Genomic DNA, 19,089 nt, shown 5'->3' on the forward strand with positions numbered 1-19,089 from the left:
AGTCACAATGTCTGACAAAATGAAAGGTCAAGTGAAGTGGTTCAACGAGTCTAAAGGCTTCGGTTTCATCACCCCAGCTGACGGTAGCAAAGACGTATTCGTTCACTTCTCTGCCATTCAGGGTAACGGTTTCAAAACTTTGGCAGAAGGCCAGAACGTAGAATTCACCATTGAAAATGGTGCTAAAGGTCCAGCAGCAGCAAACGTAACCGCTATCTGATTGCTTGGATGATTTTCAAGCCCGTCGCTATTTCCTATAGCGGTGGGCTTTTTCTTGGTTGAGAGTCATATCTTTCTTTACTTATTAATTACTCCTGATTATACTTCGTGCAAATTTTATTGGAGAGATAGCCATTGGACAGTCAAAGTTTTCAGTTAAATAGACAATAAAACGGTAAGCTGTTCATTTCCTTCCGATTTGCTGCTTGCCAAATAAAGCGGGCAGTACCACTCAAAATATCTGAGCTGTACTTACTCAAAAAATAGCGTCATCTGGTACTTAGTCAAGTAACCAAGATAGTATATTGGGTTTTTATTATGCTGTTATATATTTACGCTTTGTTACCTCCTGGTATGGGCAGAAAATAGGGCTGAATTAAACATTCAGCATACATTTCTGTGTGCAAAATAAATGCACATGATTATTTATCCATTTGGTTGTATGGAGAATGTCATGTTAATAACTCCTTTTGTCTTTCATTTATTATCGGCAATGTGTTTTGGTGCATTAATTGGTGCTGAGCGCCAGTGGCGCCAACGTATGGCAGGTTTAAGAACTAATGCATTAGTTGCAACTGGTGCGGCAGTTTTTATCCTCAGCTCAATAACAACTTCACCCGATAGTGCCGGTCGTATTGCTGCGCAAGTTGTTTCAGGTATTGGTTTCCTTGGTGCTGGTGTCATTATGCGGGAAGGCATGAATATTCGTGGATTAAATACCGCAGCAACCCTATGGTGCTCGGCTGGAATTGGTGTGCTGTGTGGTCTTGGGCAATATTGGCTAGCTGCGATAGCAACCGCGATTATTCTTTGCGCAAATATATTGTTACGTGAAGCGGCTCAACGTATTAATTTACAACCCAGGCAGCAGGCTATTGATCAGGTACAGTGCTATAAAATTCACATAGTGTGTGACAGTGATGACGAAATTCTGGTGAGAACTTTGGTATTACAGGCTCTCAATGGAGTAGCTGTGAGGTTACAATCACTGAGTTTCGCTGATAGGGTTCAACCTGGAAAATTTGAAGTGCGTGCTGAAGTGTTAGCAACACTGGCGGAGCAAAAAGAGATAGAAGCAATTGTTTGTCGTATAAGTCTGGAAAAGAGCGTTAGCTCGATAAACTGGAAAATTGCTTCTGAACCACCGATCTGAAAATCTTTTGTACAAAACAGTAATCATTAGCTTAATAAATAATCACCATTGGCGAATGATGTTTCGTCATAAGAAACAAACAAGCGTTGCCTATGGTGTGTTTTCCAGGTTAGGCGTAGTTTTACCGATCTTGGTACGGAGTAAGCTTGGTTGATTAAAAATTTGCTTTTACCAGTAATAATTTTGAATGGTATTGTTGATTAATGGCTTCACCAGGTAAAAGTCGTTCGATGCGGTATTTTTAGCCTTGGTCATTGTTGCTGGATTGATTGTTAACATTGCTATTCTCATATCAGAATTTAGTTGTGGTAAACCTAATATAGGTATCATACGCGGGTACAGAAAAATTGATGAGTTGATATTTAATTTGGTTTGCCATCAGTTGCTCGTTACTGTTCAGAATCTTCAATGAAAATATCAATTACTTTCAAAGGCTAAGTAGAAGAAATGATCTAAGTTTGTTCTTATATAAGAGTAAAATAGATAATAATTCTGCTTGATGGAGAATGTCGTGAAAAAATAATGGAAGTAGCTAATGGTTATCACCAGACAAGATTTTAGAGCATTAATTTAACAGTTCGATATTTATCCGATGATAAAGTAAAAACGCGGGTCATCTTTATGGTGATGATATTACAGGAGTTACTAACTTTCCTTGAGTTAGTAGAGATGAATGTAGTCTCTGTTATTTCTGTATTAAGAGAGAGTGGAGTGGCAGCAAGAGTTCTTACCAAGGGTAACACTACATTAGTGTCAGGATTTGTCGTGGTTTAGGGTTAGGATTCAAAGTTATTTTAGCATGCTAACAAACAGAACTGATGGCTACTGAAATCTTGAGAAATGAAATCAAATTGGTATTTAAATTGCGCATCATAAAAATCTTGTGTTGCAAAAGAACGGGTATACGGTTGGCTTCTTGATGATAACATTAATGATGCTATGGTATTGAGATCCACTGATGTGGGAGTTTTTGTTAGCAAGGGTACAGATAGTGCAAAAAAGCGATAGATATTACCAGCCTTGGTAAGAACTTAAGGGGGTTAAATGAAGGGAGAGTTAAGAGAAGAGGGCGAGAGGGAGTATTATCAAGTGCTTGAATATAACGGCAAGTTTGAACTTTGGTAATGTTTTTTCAATGTTGATTAGCAGAGCTTTTATTCCACTCTTTCTGGTAAAAAATATTCACTTACTAGTACAAGATCTGACGAATGATATTTCTTAGCTTTTTATATTGGGATTAAAACGGATTAAACAGTTCCTGAGAAGAACATTATAAATGAGGTATTAAAAATATTGGATATTCTATAGTGTTGGAGGAGCTAGCTTGTGTCATTTTTGGTTGTGTGGATATATATATTGATATTTGTTGTTTTTTTAGTTAAAAACTCTGATTGCCGAGTTTTATTTCAGCCAGATTAGTGTATTGAATTGTTATCTTCTCGAATATTTTTTGTTCGTATATTGTTCGCATAAAGGATGTGTTTTGTCCAAAAAACAGGGAAATTTCCAGTGTTATTGATTACATAATTGATAATGATTCTCGATAGCTATATTCCATTTTTGTTTGATGAACTATTGGGTTTTGTGTCTTTACTCTGAGAGTATTTTCTGTGACTAGGTTAGGTTGTAATCGGTTGTGGCATTAACTGTCATGTTTAATGAATAATTATAATGACTTGGAAAATTATCACTACTATTTATATGGTTAAATAAATTTCTTATCAAAATCCTCTCTCCTCCATTTTTTCATGAAATATCAGGGTACTTCTGTTACTAGTAATTATTAATTTCATTACCTTGGTTGAAAATGATATTGGTTTTATTTCTATTAATTATTTTTGTAATAAATGTCAATTAATTATTTTTTTCCTGAATAGTTAATTATTTTATCTATTATTATATAAAAAAATGACGTTTGTGATATACATTAATGACGTCATTAACTATGTTTTATATATGAAAATAATGTTTTTGGGATGGTGATCGTAAATATTACATGAAATAATGAAAGATGAAGAAATGACTTTTAATATTTCATTTGGTTTGTATTATAAGAATATGTGAGTTCGGAAATGGTGTGTGTGTTTTATTTAAATATTAATTCGTAAACTATCCATTTCTTGTGTTATATAAATGGTGGTAATTTAATTTATGATGAATATTTAGCAAGGTTATATATTTTTGTAATTTGAAAACTTTATTGTTGGAATTGTATCTCTTATGGAGCTTTAAAGCAGATTTTAAGGGTAATAAATTACATTCAGTCCGTTTAAAATGCCTAATGTTTTTAAAATATATATATTGATAATGTGTAAATTTAATTAATGGTTAATTTGAAGCACGAAGATTCAAGATGAAAAAGATAAAGTAATCAATCGAAGGATTTTGCGTATTATTATATTATGAGGTATGATTTTTGATAAATTTTTCTAATGTTTTTTGTCGCTATTTGGGTTGTCAGGAGTCGAAATAGACCGATTTTTCTGGCCATCTCTATGCTGGATATTGATTGTTATGCAATCAATAAGATGTTGTTATAGTTGTTTTTTTATTCATTATCTTACTGTATTTTATGCTATTTTTGTATGGTTAGTGTTATCTGTACGTGGTGGTATGCATTTTTAGTTAAGCCTTTTGGTTAAAAAAAGTACAAATCTAAACGAAAAGTGATCATACCAGTATCTTTTTTGCAACCAAATTTTACATAAAATTAATCTGGTTTATCGTTCAAATGGCGATACCGGATCTCAGAATAAGATTATTGTTTACACTTGTTACTCAAGGATAAAACTGTCTTTTTTGGTGTTAGTTTGACTCAGGATAGGATTTTTTATCGTTATTTTAAATTTATAAGTTTAATAGATCGTATAAAATCAAAAAATATATCTAATATTTTTATTTAGATAATTTAACTTATTAAAATTGAGAATTCGGATTTTATTTAATTGTTTGAATAGTTAATGAGCAATTCATCGATTAAATGCATATTAAAAGCCCTTGTTTTTGTGAGTTATGTCACATAGTATTTAAAATTGCGCTCTCTTTCCGTTGTATAAGTTGATGATTCAGGAGTAAAGTTGTTCCGTATTAAGAATATTCTTAATCGCCAATGAAAAATGTTATATCAGGTAACGCAATAATACTTTTGTAGCTCACTACCGTAATATTTTTGAAGTTGGATGAATCAAAAGTAATACAAAAGATGGTTACTGCTCTGACTAAGCCTGTATATTTTAGTTATGTAAGAGATTATTAATCCCTAAGCTATTTTAGGAATTTTGTCACGAGTGGTTTTTCGAACACTTAACTGATTTTTTAATGTAATCGGACGGGATAGAGAAATGAGTACGGTTGAATTGCTCAAACATATTTATGACATAAATTTATCGTATTTGCTTTTAGCTCAGCGATTAATTAACCATGAAAAAGCATCAGCGATGTTCCGTTTAGGTATTAGTGATTCTATGGCTGATACGTTGTCTGAATTGACATTACCTCAGTTGGTCAAGCTCGCTGAGACTAATCAATTAGTCTGTAATTTCCGGTTCGAAGACAGTGAAACTATTCAGCAGCTTACTAGGGAATCTCGTGTGGATGATTTACAACAAATACATACAGGCATTTTGTTATCTACTCATTTGTTTCAGAAGTTATCTTCGAAAGACGATACGTCAGTGAAAAAAAGAGCATAAGAGATGGCCGAGAAAAGTATAGTTCAAGAAGCTAAGGATATACAGTTGGCGATGGAACTCATCACTTTGGGGGCACGGTTACAAATGCTTGAAAGTGAAACGCAATTGAGCAGAGGGCGACTAATTAAGCTTTATAAAGAATTGAGGGGGAGCCCTCCGCCTAAAGGGATGCTGCCTTTTTCAACAGATTGGTTTATGACGTGGGAACAGAATATTCATTCATCGATGTTCTATAATGCCTACCGTTTTTTACTCAAGAGTGGTTATTGTGAAGGTGTAGAAGCTGTTGTTAAAGCGTATCGACTCTATCTTGAACAATGTCCTCCTGTTGAAGGAGACGCCCCGGTTTTGGCGTTGACTCGTGCCTGGACTCTGGTACGTTTTGTCGACAGTGGCATGTTGCAACCTTCACAGTGCCGTACCTGTGGTGGAACTTTTATTACTCATGCTCATCAACCTGTGAATAGCTTTGTTTGCAGCCTTTGCCAACCGCCATCACGCGCAGTAAAAAAACGTAAACTTTCCTCTCAATCTGCCGATACTAATTCACAACTGCTGGATGGACTTGCTCAGCACGCAGTGTGAATTTAAATGGGAAATTATTCCTACAGGTTACAGATTTGAATTTTTTCTCCTGTAACCTGTATTGAAACCACAACCATTCTGGATTCAGACTGTTCAACTTCCCATCCGCTCACCAACTTAGCTAAAGGATATCGCGTGTTAGTATTTTTAGGATATATCGTAGTTTTTGGTGCGGTAATCGGTGGTTACCTGATTGTAGGTGGTCATTTGGGCGCACTTTATCAACCCGCTGAATTTTTAATTATCACTGGTGCTGGTATCGGTGCTTTCATTGTTGGTAACAACGGAAAAGCGATTAAGGCAACATTGCGTGTTTTGCCAAAGGTAATGCGTAGATCTAAATATAACAAAGTGATGTATATGGATCTGATGGCGCTGCTTTTCCGGTTGCTAGCAAAATCCCGCATGCATGGTGTTTTAGCATTAGAGCGAGATATCGAACATCCTCAGCAAAGTGATATTTTCACTCAGTATCCACGTTTGCTTAAGGATAAGCATTTGATGGATTTTATCACTGACTACATGCGATTGATTGTGAGTGGCAATATGAATCCTCATGAAATTGAAGCTTTGATGGATGAAGAAATTGAAACTTATGAACAGGAAAGCGAGATCCCGGCAACCAGTTTGACGATGGTTGGAGATTCACTCCCTGCTTTTGGTATTGTCGCTGCTGTTATGGGGGTGGTTAATGCTCTGGGTTCGGCAGATCGCCCGGCAGGAGAACTTGGCGTACTGATTGCTCATGCGATGGTTGGGACATTCCTTGGTATTTTGCTGGCCTATGGTTTTATCTCTCCATTGGCAACATTGCTACGTCAACGCAGCGGTGAACACATTAAAATGATGCAATGCATTAAAGTGACATTGTTATCCAGTCTGAATGGTTATGCTCCGCAAATTGCTGTTGAATTTGGTCGTAAGACACTATACCTCACAGATCGTCCCTCTTTCACTGAGTTGGAAGAACATGTTCGCCGGGTAAAAGCACCTGTCCAGCAAGAAACTGAAGAACAAGCATGAAGGCGCGTAACGTCTCTGTCATTAGGGTAAAAAGACGTAAAAGAAATGGCATCAAACATCATGGTGGTTCATGGAAGATTGCTTATGCTGACTTCATGACTGCCATGATGGCATTTTTTCTGGTTATGTGGCTGCTGGCAATTTCCAGCCCGCAAGAACTGACCCGAATTGCAGAATATTTCCGTACCCCGTTGCAAGTTGCGATCAATAAAGGAGAACGTAGTAGTGATAGCTCCAATCCTATTCCAGGAGGGGGGGAAGATGTGCTTCATCAGGAGGGCGATATTCTGCGTCAGGTTGAAGTCGTTGAAGCTAATGATGAGGCCCGCAAATTAAATAGACTGCGTGAGCAACTTGATCAATTGATCATTACTGATCCTCGCCTTAAAGCATTACGTCCACATTTATTAATTGACATGATGGATGAAGGGCTGCGTATCCAGATTATTGATCGGGAAAATCGGCCAATGTTTATGGTTGGCAGTGCAAAAGTTGAAAGTTACATGAGTGACATTTTACGGGCTATTGCACCAATTCTGAACGATATTCCCAATAAAATCAGCCTATCCGGTCATACCGATGACTTGAAATATGCCAATGGTGAACGTGGTTACAGTAACTGGGAACTCTCCGCAGATCGGGCGAATGCATCAAGGAGAGAGCTATTGATAGGTGGGCTGGATGAAGGAAAAATATTGCGGGTAGTTGGCATGGCCTCAACGGTTCGTTTGAAGCAGGAAGATGCCAGCGCACCGGTTAACCGTCGCATCAGTATTTTAGTGCTCAATAAACAAGCGGAAGAGCGAATTGAACAGCAAAACACCGGCAGCGATTCCTTGATTATTAATGATAGTAAGGAAATTCACGAGGTGATTGGAAAGGATTCGGCTGAAAGTAGGCCAACACAACAGTCCAATGAAATCACAGTGTCAGTTCAGCCAGCATCACCAAATGCTGAACCTAATCGTGATACCGACTAAGGTGACAAAGTAACAATGGATATTACCGCGTTTTATCAGACCTTTTTTGATGAAGCAGATGAATTGCTGGAGGATATGGAGCAGCATTTATTGCAGCTCGATCCTGATGAACCAGATCAGGAGCAATTGAACGCTATTTTTCGTAGTGCTCACTCAATAAAAGGTGGCGCTGCGACTTTTGGTTTTATCAAGCTACAGCAAACCACGCATGTTCTGGAAAATTTGCTGGACAGCGCCAGACGAGATGAAATGAGTCTGACGACTGATATTATCAACCTGTTTTTAGAAGCGAAAGATATTATGCAGCAACAGTTGGATGCCTATAAAAGTTCTCAGGAGCCGGATGAAAGTGCGTTTACCTACATCTGTGAGACTTTGCGCCAGCTTGCATTGGAAGTACAGGAAGAGAATGAAAGCGGGGCTGAGTCTATCATAGATGCGGTGACGCCAGAGGTGCCTGAATCTGAGCAGGAATTAAAATCGGAGCCTGCTGCGACTGAAAACCAGCAAGGTAGAGTTCGGGTTCACCTTTCTGGTTTGAAAGAGCGTGAAGTTTCTCTGATGCTTGATGAACTGAGTAATCTGGGGGAGGTTTATGATGCCGAACAGACTAGGGATAGCGTTGAAGCATCATTGGTAACATCAGCCACAGAGGACGATATCACCGCGGTACTCTGTTTTGTTATTGAACCGGAACAGATCACTTTCTTGCCGGTAGTTGGGCCTAAAAGCAAAGTTAAAAATAAAGATACAGCTAAAGTCGTTAAAACAACCACGTCGGAAAATGGTTCAGCGCCACCTGTCGGGCGCCCTGCGCCGGCACCACCGGCAGGATCGCCGCGTCAACGGGCAGAATCTTCCAGTATTCGGGTTGCGGTTGAGAAGGTTGATCAATTGATAAACCTGGTTGGTGAATTGGTTATTACCCAATCTATGTTGGCTCAGCACTGTAACGCTCTTGAACCGACTTCACATGGTGACTTGCTAAATTGCATGGTTCAGTTGCAGAGAAATTCCAGAGATTTGCAAGAATCTGTGATGTCTATCCGTATGATGCCAATGGAATATGTGTTCAGTCGTTACCCGCGTTTAGTCAGGGATCTGGCTAGCAAACTGAATAAAAAAGTGGATCTAACTTTGGTTGGCAGTTCCACTGAATTGGATAAGAGCTTAATCGAGCGCATTATTGATCCGCTGACTCATCTAGTCCGTAACAGTCTGGATCATGGTATTGAAGAACCAGAAACTCGGCTTGCTGTGGGCAAACCTGAAACAGGCAACCTGACACTTTCCGCTGAACATCAGGGAGGAAATATCTGTATTGAAGTCGTGGATGACGGTGCCGGGTTAAATCGCGAAAAGATTCTGGCTAAAGCGATGTCACAAGGATTGTCGGTTAGTGAAAATATGAGCAATGAAGAAGTTGCTATGTTGATTTTCGCTCCTGGGTTTTCCACTGCTGAAGTGGTAACAGATGTGTCTGGCCGCGGTGTAGGGATGGACGTGGTTAAGCGGAATATTCAGGAAATGGGCGGACAAATCCAGATTAACTTCCAGGCCGGTAAAGGGACTGTGACGAGGATTTTGTTACCTCTGACACTGGCAATCCTTGATGGTATGTCAGTGAAAGTGAATGACGAAGTGTTTATTTTGCCATTGAGTGCGGTAGTCAGTTCTCTTCAACCGCAGGAAGAAGATATTTATCCCCTGGCTGGCGATGAAAAATTACTGCATGTCAGAGGAGAATATTTGCCACTGATTAAGTTATACCGAGTTTTTGATATTCCTGAGGCAAAAACAGATCCGACAAAAGGGATTGTTGTGATTGTACAAAGTGCCGGCCGTCGTTATGCCTTACTGGTTGATCAATTAGTTGGTCAGCATCAGGTGGTTGTGAAAAATATCGAAAGTAACTATCGCAAAGTACCCGGGATCTCTGCTGCCACAATTATGGGAGATGGCAGTGTGGCGTTGATTATTGATGTTTCTGCCTTGCAGCAACTCAATCATGACCAATTGGCACTCAGCAAAGCTAAAAAATAAGCACTGAATGGGGGAGTGTCCCCATAGAAAATCGTCAATCTCACAGTAAAAGGTAAGATCATGTCGGCTATAGAAGCGTTTAATAAATTGTCAGGAGAAACTGCCGGGGAAGGATATTTGGTTTTTACCCTAGGTGATGAAGAATATGGTATCGAAATACTGAAAGTACAGGAGATCCGGGGCTATGATCAGGTGACTCGTATTGCCAATACTCCGGCATTCATTAAAGGGATAACCAATCTGCGTGGCGTCATTGTGCCTATTATTGACCTGAGAATTAAATTTGCTCAGGAAACGATTACCTATAATGATAATACCGTTGTTATTGTTTTAAATCTGTTAAACCGGGTGGTTGGTATTGTAGTTGATGGTGTTTCGGATGTTTTATCGCTCAAAGCTGAGCAAATCTGTCCGGCGCCTGAATTTGCAGTAACATTATCTACTGAATATCTAACCGGATTGGGTTCACTTGATGATCGCATGCTGATTTTAGTGGATATCGAAAAACTGCTTAATAGTGAAGAGATGGCGCTGGTAGATTCAGTGGCTAAAAACTGATCATTAAATGTGACTGCCATCATTGACAGATGGCAGCCACTTTTGTCTATATTCCCCCGTTAAGTCCAGATCAGAAAAATATTCAAATTTCTTTTATTCAACCAGTAAAGTTTCCTTTGGTGCTGCCGATAACAGAGCCATGCTGATCTATTGTAAAAAGGGAAAACATGTTTAACCGAATGAAAATAGTGACCGGACTGATGGCGGTCATCATATTATTTGGTGCTTTGCAATTTATATCCGGAGGACTTTTCTTCCATGAGTTGAAAAGTAACAAAGAAAATCTAGAAATACTGGATAAAATGCGTGAACAGCAGACATTTTTAAATGACACTTGGGTTAATTTGTTACAAGCTCGTAACAGTTTGAATCGTGCTGGCATTCGCTACATGATGCAAAAAGATGAGGGCGTCAAGGGTGTCGATAATTACTACACATTAGAACAGTTACTGACTGATGCCAGAAGTAACTTGTCTATAGCAGAACAGCGCTTTGAACAATATGAACAAACCGCTAAATTGCCTATTCATGAGTCAGAAAGTCTTAATCGTCTTAAAAAAACCTATGATGTTTATATTTCGGCGCTGCATGAACTCATTGTTCTGATTGAACATGATAGGACGGTAGAATTTTTCAACCAGCCAACGGGCAAATATCAGAGTGCTTTTGAGGAAGAATATAACTTCTATTTGACCCAAAACGATCATCTCTATTCTGATGTTGTATTTGATGCAAATATCTCCTACAGAAATGCGATGATTATGTTGGGTATTATCATGCTGATTCTGGTTTCAGCCATGATTTTTAGTTGGGTTAGCATCAAACATAGTCTGATTAATCCGTTAAACAAATTATTGGAGAACATTAAGGCGCTTTCTACCGGTGATTTGACACAAAATATTACTGTTTCAGGCAGAAATGAGATGAGTACTTTAGCCGTTGGCCTGAAACATATGCAAAAAGAATTTATCACTACCGTCACTAGTGTTCGTCAGAGCAGCGAAAGCATTTATAACGGAACCAGTGAAATTGCCGCGGGGAATAATGATCTCTCCTCGCGTACTGAGGAACAGGTTGCTTCTTTGGAAGAAACCGCCGCCAGTATGGAGCAATTGACCGCAACTGTACGTCAAAACGCAGAAAATGCTCGTCAGGCAAGTAACCTGGCTGATAGTGCTTCTGACGTTGCCCGCCAGGGTGGGAAAGTTGTGGCGAATGTTGTACAGACCATGCGTGAAATTGCCGGCAGTTCTCAGAAGATTTCCGATATTACCAGTGTTATTGATGCTATTGCGTTCCAGACTAACATCTTGGCGCTGAATGCCGCCGTGGAAGCGGCGCGGGCCGGTGAACATGGGCGAGGTTTTGCGGTTGTGGCAGGCGAAGTGCGTAACCTCGCACAGCGTAGCGCTGAGGCGGCAAAAGAGATCAAAACATTAATAGAAGATTCAGTAAGCCGCGCGGATACCGGTTCAGTCTTGGTTGAGAGCGCCGGTGAAACAATGAATAACATTGTCAGTTCAGTCACTCGCGTAACTGACATTATGGGTGAAATTGCATCTGCATCTGATGAACAAAGCAGAGGGATTACCCAGGTTGGCTTGGCTATCTCCGAAATGGATCGTGTAACACAACAAAATGCTGCTTTAGTTGAGCAATCCGCTACAGCAGCGGCTGCACTGGAAGATCAAGCGGCTGGATTGAAGAAACTGGTTTCTCTGTTCCAATTACCGAATCTTGACGATAAATCTCAACCCGAAATGAAAATTGAGCATTTGCCTGTGGCTAAGACTCCTCCCGCTAAACCGAATCCACCGGCGTTGAAGAAAGTCAACAATGTGGAAGAACAAGCTAATTGGGAAACATTTTAAAACATTAAGCGATAACTGCGGCTGCATATGCAGCCGTTAACAGAGGTGATTACATGTTAGGCAGGCTTCGTATATCAACCAGTTTATATCTGTTACTGATGATGTTTTGTGTAATGCAGATGATCTCAAGTGGTTTATCACTTGGAATCATTCACGCAGATCAATCCTATATTGAACGAATTGATCTGGGAACACAGAAGAGGGATTCCTTAGGGTTGAGCTGGGCAGCTTTGCTGCAATCGCGTAATACACTAAATCGAATCGCTGTAGGGAAAACGCTGCAACAATCTGAAGCTCACATTGAGAGCATGATCGCTAATGTTAAGGAGACCTTGGATAGAGCTGAGATGCATTTTGCCGAGTTTATTGCGCTACCTAAATTAAATGAAGAGGATGGTAGTAGCGTATTATTGGCCTCGGTAGAAACCAGTTATAAAGAATATATCGGAGCGCTTAGAGAGCTCTCGGTGTTTTTAGAAAGTGGTAATTATGATGCATTCTTAAACCAGCCGACAGAAAAGTATCAGCAGCAACTTGAGTCCGATTTCAATCATTATATGCAGTATATCGGAGAGGAGATTACAACCGCTGTTCAAGATGGTCGTCTTTATTACCGAATTTCAGTTGCCATGTTTGCAGGTGCGATCTTAATGGTACTGGTTGTTGCTTGGGCGGCTCATTGGTGGTTGAAAAAGAATCTTCTCAGACCTTTTGCCAATATGCGTAGTCACTTCCAGAATGTTGCGGAAGGAAAACTCAATAAAGAAGTTTCTGTTTTCACCCAAGATGAAATTGGTGAAGTATTCTTCAAATTACGTGAAATGCAACGCTCACTGGTTAATTCCATTACTTTGGTAAAAGAGAATACTAATTTGATGTATAGCGGTATTCAGGAAATTAGTCAGGGTAATACCGATCTCTCTTCCCGCACGGAAGAGCAAGCTGCATCACTAGAAGAAACGGCCGCCAGTATGGAACAACTGACTGCAACTGTGCGTCAGAATGCGGAAAATGCTCGCCAGGCTAGTGAATTGGCGGTATCTGCATCGAAAACAGCCTCTAAAGGAGGTGAATTGACAGTTGATGTGGTGGAAACAATGGATGCCATTGCCAATAGCTCACAGAAAATCAGCGCCATTATCAGCGTTATTGATGGTATTGCATTTCAGACCAACATTCTGGCGCTGAATGCGGCAGTAGAAGCTGCACGAGCAGGCGAACAAGGCCGAGGTTTCTCTGTTGTTGCTGGCGAAGTGAGGGATCTTGCTCAGCGAAGTGCCGAAGCAGCGAAAGAGATTAAAACATTAATTAGTGAATCCGTTCAACGGGTAAGCCAAGGTTCCGAATTGGTTAGTCATGCAGGAAAAACCATGAATGAATTGGTCGTTTCTGTAAACCAGGTTACGGATCTGATGGCTGAAATTGCAGCGGCATCTGATGAACAAAGTCGGGGTATTCATCAGGTAGCACAAGCTGTTACACAGATGGATCAGGTTACTCAGCAGAACGCTGCATTGGTTGAACAGTCAGCCGCGGCAGCGGCGGCACTTGAAGACCAGGCAGATATTTTGGTGCAAATAGTGGCACAGTTTGAGTTACCAGATAATTCAGAAAATAAGCTTGAAAATGAACTTTCACTGACGCTGAGGTCTGCGGATAGCGAAGGGGCAGTCAGTCAGACTCGCTGAGGCCAGATGAAATCAAATTTAGTTGTTTCAGCGACAAGTAGTTTGCCGTCTTCGCCACTGAATCACATGATTCAGCGTTATACCATGTCAGATGCGCATTTTAAGCGTATCTGCCAGCTTATATATCAACGTGCGGGTATTGTGTTGGCTGCACATAAACGGGAGATGGTTTACAACCGTTTAATTCGGCGTTTGCGTACCCTTGGAATACGTGATTTTGGGCAATACCTGTTCATTCTTGAAAATGACATGAATAGTGAGGAGTGGCAGGAATTTGTCAATGCGTTGACAACTAACCTGACGGCTTTTTTCAGGGAAGCTCATCATTTTCCTCTGTTAGCTAAACATGCAAGTAAGAAGAATGGATCGTATCGGGTATGGAGTGCGGCGGCATCGACAGGAGAAGAGCCCTATTCGATTGCCATGACGCTAAGCGATGTATTGGGGGAGCGTTTTCATCGGGTAAAAGTTATTGCCAGTGATATTGATACCCATGTACTGGAAAAAGCCCGCAAAGGGGTTTATCGATTGGATGAATTGCGTCAACTGACCGATCAACAGAGAAAGCGTTACTTTTTTAAAGGTATTGGCTCTTATGAAGGTTATGCTCGTGTCCGGCCCCAATTGGCTGACATGGTGACATTCCAGCATCTAAACCTGTTAGATCCTAATTGGCCGTTTGAAGAGAAGTTTGATGCCATCTTTTGCCGTAATGTTATGATTTATTTTGATAAAAAGACGCAGGAACGGATACTGCGTCATTTTGTTGCTTTGTTAAAACCCGATGGATTGCTCTTTGCAGGGCATTCTGAAAATGTCACTCAAATAAGCCGGGAATTCTACTTGCAAGGACAGACCGTTTACGGTGTAGGCCGGGCAAGGAGAGGTCATGAATAAAATAACTGTTCTTTGTGTCGATGATTCAGCGCTGATGCGTCAAATCATGCGAGAGATCATCAATAGCCACCCAGATATGGAGGTAGTGGCTTGTGCGCCAGATCCACTGGTGGCACGTGATCTGATTAAAAAGCATAACCCGCAGGTACTCACACTGGATGTTGAAATGCCGCGTATGGATGGCATTGATTTTCTAGAAAAATTAATGCGTTTACGGCCAATGCCGGTGGTGATGATCTCTTCTCTGACAGCCAAAGGCTCTGAAATCACATTAAGGGCATTGGAACTTGGTGCTGTTGATTTTGTAACCAAACCTCAATTGGGTATTCGTGAAGGCATGCTGGCTTACAGTGAACTTATTGCGGAGAAAATACGGACAGCAGCACAGGCTAAACTGTCTGTGCCAATAACTACGCCGATAAGTTCTGCTCCATTAAGTTTTAAACCTTTGTTATCCAGTGAAAAACTGATAGCAGTAGGGGCTTCTACTGGCGGAACGGAAGCAATAAAGAATTTGTTGCAACCGTTACCTGTCACCAGCCCGGCACTGCTCATTACTCAACATATGCCACCCGGTTTTACTCGTTCTTTTGCTGAACGGCTGAATAAACTTAGCCAAATTACCGTCAAAGAGGCTGAAAATGGTGAACGGATTTTACCGGGGCACGCCTACATTGCTCCGGGTGATCGCCATATGGAACTGTGCCGTAATGGCGCTGATTATCAGGTTCTGATTACCGATGCACCGGCGGTTAATCGTCATCGTCCGTCTGTAGATGTGTTATTTCGATCGGTGGCTAAATTTGCCGGGAGAAATGCTGTCGGTGTGTTGCTGACTGGCATGGGCAGTGATGGCGCAGCAGGTTTACTGGAGATGAAACAAGCTGGAGCGTACACATTGGCGCAGGATGAGGCAAGTTGTGTGGTATTTGGTATGCCAAGAGCCGCGATACAGATGGGGGCGGTGGATGAGGTGATGGACATACACAAAATAAGTAAGAAAATGCTGGCAAAAATAAGCTTAGGGCAGGCTGTCCGTATTTAACGGTTGTCGGATAAATTTAATTTTTTTAGCGGCTCTGTGCTGACTGGTAACTAATTTCAAGGAGTTTTTATGGCGAATAAGGATCTGAAATTTTTGGTGGTTGATGATTTTTCAACCATGCGTCGCATTGTTCGTAACCTTTTAAAAGAATTGGGCTTTAATAATGTAGAAGAAGCTCAAGATGGGGCTGAAGCTCTGGCTAAAATTCGTTCATCCCAATTTGACTTTATTATTTCTGATTGGAATATGCCCAATATGGATGGTTTAGAGTTGCTAAAAGTCATTCGAGAAGATGCACAATTGGCTAAGATACCGGTTTTGATGGTGACAGCAGAAGCGAAGAAAGAAAATATCATTGCTGCCGCACAAGCTGGGGCCAGTGGTTACGTTGTTAAACCTTTTACCGCAGCTACTCTGGAAGAAAAGCTCAATAAAATATTTGAAAAACTGGGCCTCTAAGGAGACATAATGAGTGTAAATCCAGTCATGCCAAGGGATGAGACCATTAGCGCCAGTGAAATTATCAGTCGTATCGGTCAGCTTACGCGCATGTTGCGTGATAGTTTACGTGAGTTGGGATTGGATAAAACTATTGCTCAGGCGGCTGAGGCAATACCTGATGCAAGGGAACGTTTGGACTATGTTGTGCAGATGACAGCGCAAGCGGCGGAAAGGGCGCTTAATTGCGTTGAAGCGGCGCAACCTCGTCAGAATGAGTTAGAGTCATCGGCAATATCACTGAAAAAACGTTGGGATGAGTGGTTTGAAAACCCAGTTGAGATGCCTGTGGCACGCTCGTTGGTTATGGATACCCGGAATTACCTCAATACGGTACCTGAACATACCGCATTCACTAACGCTCAATTGCTGGAGATCATGATGGCGCAAGATTTTCAGGATCTTACCGGTCAGGTTATCAAGCGGATGATGGATGTTATTCAGGAAATAGAAAAACAGTTGGTGATGGTATTAATGGAAAACATGCCGGCTGATCAGGTGATAAAAACCAAGAAAGAGACTGACAGTTTGCTAAATGGCCCGCAGGTGAATCAAAATGGTGTGGGCGTTATCGCTAATCAGGCTCAAGTTGATGATTTACTGGATAGCTTAGGTTTCTGAATAAACGTGGCAGGGGTGAACCTGCCACTCAAGATTAAAGATTTCTCGGAAAGTGTTGACCGGTGCTTTTGTCTCAATCAGTGCCGAAGATGCCGGTTAGACAGAAATCAGTTTTTTGCAAGAATATGCGGCTACCGTCGAGCTGGTTGGTGCCGACCGTCTACGTCTTTCAGACACGATAGGCATTCTGAATAGTCAGCGATATGCACAGCGGGTTTCTGCTGTTCGTCAGGCATCAGCTATTGATTTGCAGTGTCACTGCCACATTCCCTTGCTCAGGCGGTGCCGCAGGAAACGCTGTCAGGGCAGAAGATAGATTATGTTCTTATCGGTAGTTGCACCAACAGCCTATTAGAAGATATTGCGGAAGTAGCAGCAATTCCTACACGTTATAAACACATGTACACTGAGCCAGCTCAACTGGTTCTTCATCTGTTTGAAAACCGGTTTCCTGAGTTTGTCTCTACACTTCAACCCGGAGATGTCATTGTCTGTAATGGTATTTTTGATATTGGCAGTTCAAAGGAACAGGCGGTGAGTACTTTATTAGCTGTAGGTATACCTATGGTTGCTGTTCCCTCTTTCAGGCGGGTTTTTATTCACCATCCGAACAAATGTTGGATGGTGTCCGCGCAGGTGAATGACTCAATTACATTTTTAATCAATCGCCCGAAACCACATCAGCCAAAGAGAAGTAGCAGAGGATAATATGACACAGCATAAAGAAAAATTTGATGGTTTGGCTAAAGATTATGATCGCTACCGCCCTCGTTACCCGCAGGCACTTTTCCGTGAAATTTGCCATTGGCTGCCTAAAGACAGGGTATTGTCTGTTGTCGATATTGGTGCCGGAACCGGCATTGCTCTCGAAGGGCTGGCAAATCTGCTTGGTCAGCAACACCACTACACTGCCATTGATATTTCGCAGGATATGATCGACACCGGTAAACAGAAATTGCCGTGGGTCAGTTGGTTACATGGCAGCGCTGAACAGCATCTCGCCAATGTGGGTAATCCCGCTCTGGTCATGGCAGCACAATCTTTTCAATGGATGGGTCGGACAACGGTATTAAATCTGGTCAGAAACAGTCTGGCAGATAATGGCATCATAGCGATCCTGCAAAATAACCGAGATTACCGACATAGTGAATTCTTGAGTGAGTATGAAAATCTGCTGGAGGAATTAAGCCCTAACTATAGCCGTCACTATCGGGATTTTGATTATGCGCAGGAATTGAATACTGCATTCCTGCATGAAAATGCCCTCCATATTACACTCAATACCTGCTGGAGTATGCCTATTCCCGGAGAAGCATTTATCGGGATGAGTCGTTCATCGACTCAAGTGCAACGTGCTTTAGCTGCCCACGGTGAGTTATTTATCGGAAGATTAAAAATGCTGGTGGATAAATATCAATTTGAGGGAAAATTGGCAATTTTATATGAAAGCCAACTGTTTATGGTTGTTAAGCAGGTTAATTCTGGAAATGAATAATGTCAGAAATCGCGATCAGCTTCTTTATACCAACTGAGGAAAATATCAAGGGAATATTGGCACTTTGCAAGACGTTTATCTGCCATTTGTGGTTGATTTTATGCCGACAGCACTGAATGAAACGCTTGTCAGTATTATGGAGAAGTTAATTTATTGGAAAATTGCTAAATATGGTAATCAGGTTGTTGCCATCCATGTCGTTACATATGGCAACTATTACTAAAGGTGAAACAGCTTATTATAGCCACCGTTTCACCTTCTCCTTGGAAGCTGACTAATAAAACAAGAGCGTAGCGATAATATCTAAACCAAATACAACATCCAAAAAGCACCAAGTTTTTATTACAGCGATATCCTGCTTAATGAGGTACTTCAAATTTAAAGTAATCGCTGAGGAGAGTTATTTTATCGCCCATGATTTCGATTAATGTCACGCCCATATTGCTGTAAATATCACTATTTTTACGACGTCCTTCATTTTCCCAAATAACACAAGCTTGGTTATTATTAGCAATAAAACCAGTTTGCTTAAAATGTAAATATTCAAAATTTGAGAAAAGTTTCTTGAGAAAAATAAGCGACATCTTTTTACCTATCATTGGAGGAATACCCGGATAATAAAGTGAAATATCTTCGGAAAAAATATTATCCAGTCGTTTAAGGTCATACTGATTCATTGAGCTAAGAAGTTCTGCGGTTAACTCATCTATTCGGTTCATTA

19 protein-coding genes are annotated in these 19,089 nt (G+C 40.8%); 18 read left to right on the top strand and 1 reads right to left on the bottom strand.

Translation table 11 applies throughout. The features are described from left to right. Nucleotides 1-7: 7 nt before the first annotated feature. The 18 genes from cspE (at nucleotide 8) to EAE90_RS08400 (ending at nucleotide 18,591) form a co-directional block, all read left to right on the top strand. Entirely contained in the window at nucleotides 8-220 is a 213-nt protein-coding gene (cspE, locus tag EAE90_RS08315) for a transcription antiterminator/RNA stability regulator CspE (protein ID WP_010847246.1), read from the top strand. 453 nt (nucleotides 221-673) lie between these two features. After that, nucleotides 674-1,372 (top strand): MgtC family protein, encoded by a 699-nt coding sequence (locus EAE90_RS08320; protein ID WP_065390664.1) that lies wholly within the window; start codon nucleotides 674-676, stop codon nucleotides 1,370-1,372. 3,341 nt (nucleotides 1,373-4,713) lie between these two features. After that, entirely contained in the window at nucleotides 4,714-5,064 is a 351-nt protein-coding gene (gene flhD / locus EAE90_RS08325) for a flagellar transcriptional regulator FlhD (protein WP_036775787.1), read from the top strand. A gap of 3 nt (nucleotides 5,065-5,067) precedes the next feature. After that, a complete protein-coding gene (gene flhC, locus EAE90_RS08330) occupies nucleotides 5,068-5,649 on the top strand; it encodes a flagellar transcriptional regulator FlhC (protein WP_036807309.1) in 582 nt (193 codons plus the stop codon). Nucleotides 5,650-5,784: 135 nt separating this feature from the next. Beyond that, entirely contained in the window at nucleotides 5,785-6,672 is an 888-nt protein-coding gene (gene motA, locus EAE90_RS08335) for a flagellar motor stator protein MotA (protein ID WP_036807312.1), read from the top strand. After that, a complete protein-coding gene (gene motB / locus EAE90_RS08340; RefSeq protein WP_214053112.1) occupies nucleotides 6,669-7,652 on the top strand; it encodes a flagellar motor protein MotB in 984 nt (327 codons plus the stop codon). The genes motA and motB overlap by 4 nt, the downstream gene beginning before the upstream one ends. A 15-nt stretch (nucleotides 7,653-7,667) precedes the next feature. After that, nucleotides 7,668-9,695: a chemotaxis protein CheA gene (gene cheA / locus EAE90_RS08345; protein WP_214053113.1), complete on the top strand. Its 2,028-nt coding sequence runs from the start codon at nucleotides 7,668-7,670 to the stop codon at nucleotides 9,693-9,695. Between the two features lie 60 nt (nucleotides 9,696-9,755). Further along, nucleotides 9,756-10,253 carry a chemotaxis protein CheW gene (gene cheW / locus EAE90_RS08350; protein WP_049582065.1) on the top strand — a complete coding sequence of 166 codons (498 nt, stop codon included), beginning with the start codon at nucleotides 9,756-9,758 and terminating at the stop codon, nucleotides 10,251-10,253. Nucleotides 10,254-10,420: 167 nt separating this feature from the next. Continuing rightward, nucleotides 10,421-12,124: a methyl-accepting chemotaxis protein gene (locus EAE90_RS08355; protein ID WP_214053114.1), complete on the top strand. Its 1,704-nt coding sequence runs from the start codon at nucleotides 10,421-10,423 to the stop codon at nucleotides 12,122-12,124. Nucleotides 12,125-12,177: 53 nt separating this feature from the next. Beyond that, the gene (locus EAE90_RS08360; RefSeq protein WP_214053115.1) at nucleotides 12,178-13,812 is read left to right on the top strand and encodes a methyl-accepting chemotaxis protein; all 1,635 of its coding nucleotides are present in this window, start codon (nucleotides 12,178-12,180) and stop codon (nucleotides 13,810-13,812) included. A 6-nt stretch (nucleotides 13,813-13,818) separates the two neighbouring features. Beyond that, a complete protein-coding gene (gene cheR, locus EAE90_RS08365) occupies nucleotides 13,819-14,709 on the top strand; it encodes a protein-glutamate O-methyltransferase CheR (protein ID WP_214053116.1) in 891 nt (296 codons plus the stop codon). Continuing rightward, nucleotides 14,702-15,754, top strand: a complete 1,053-nt coding sequence (locus EAE90_RS08370; protein ID WP_214053117.1) for a protein-glutamate methylesterase/protein-glutamine glutaminase — start codon at nucleotides 14,702-14,704, stop codon at nucleotides 15,752-15,754. The genes cheR and EAE90_RS08370 overlap by 8 nt, the downstream gene beginning before the upstream one ends. 69 nt (nucleotides 15,755-15,823) lie before the next feature. Then, on the top strand, nucleotides 15,824-16,213 hold the full coding sequence (gene cheY / locus EAE90_RS08375; RefSeq protein ID WP_036775774.1) for a chemotaxis response regulator CheY: 390 nt from the start codon (nucleotides 15,824-15,826) through the stop codon (nucleotides 16,211-16,213). Between the two features lie 9 nt (nucleotides 16,214-16,222). Continuing rightward, nucleotides 16,223-16,873, top strand: a complete 651-nt coding sequence (cheZ, locus tag EAE90_RS08380) for a protein phosphatase CheZ (RefSeq protein WP_036775773.1) — start codon at nucleotides 16,223-16,225, stop codon at nucleotides 16,871-16,873. Between the two features lie 115 nt (nucleotides 16,874-16,988). Then, entirely contained in the window at nucleotides 16,989-17,189 is a 201-nt protein-coding gene (locus EAE90_RS08385; protein WP_246550514.1) for a hypothetical protein, read from the top strand. Continuing rightward, complete coding sequence (locus tag EAE90_RS08390) at nucleotides 17,126-17,581, top strand: 3-isopropylmalate dehydratase small subunit (protein ID WP_214053118.1); 456 nt, start codon at nucleotides 17,126-17,128, stop codon at nucleotides 17,579-17,581. Before EAE90_RS08385 ends, EAE90_RS08390 begins: the two co-directional genes overlap by 64 nt. 1 nt (nucleotide 17,582) lies before the next feature. Beyond that, nucleotides 17,583-18,368, top strand: a complete 786-nt coding sequence (locus EAE90_RS08395; RefSeq protein ID WP_214053119.1) for a class I SAM-dependent methyltransferase — start codon at nucleotides 17,583-17,585, stop codon at nucleotides 18,366-18,368. 64 nt (nucleotides 18,369-18,432) lie between these two features. Then, entirely contained in the window at nucleotides 18,433-18,591 is a 159-nt protein-coding gene (locus tag EAE90_RS08400) for a hypothetical protein (protein ID WP_214053120.1), read from the top strand. A 136-nt stretch (nucleotides 18,592-18,727) separates the two neighbouring features. On the opposite strand, the gene EAE90_RS08405 is transcribed toward EAE90_RS08400, so the two are convergent. After that, nucleotides 18,728-19,087 carry a nuclear transport factor 2 family protein gene (locus EAE90_RS08405; protein WP_036775771.1) on the bottom strand — a complete coding sequence of 120 codons (360 nt, stop codon included), beginning with the start codon at nucleotides 19,085-19,087 and terminating at the stop codon, nucleotides 18,728-18,730. Nucleotides 19,088-19,089 lie beyond the last annotated feature (2 nt).

It is taken from the genome of Photorhabdus caribbeanensis (genome assembly GCF_018448885.1).
Classification (GTDB): Bacteria; Pseudomonadota; Gammaproteobacteria; order Enterobacterales; family Enterobacteriaceae; genus Photorhabdus; species Photorhabdus caribbeanensis.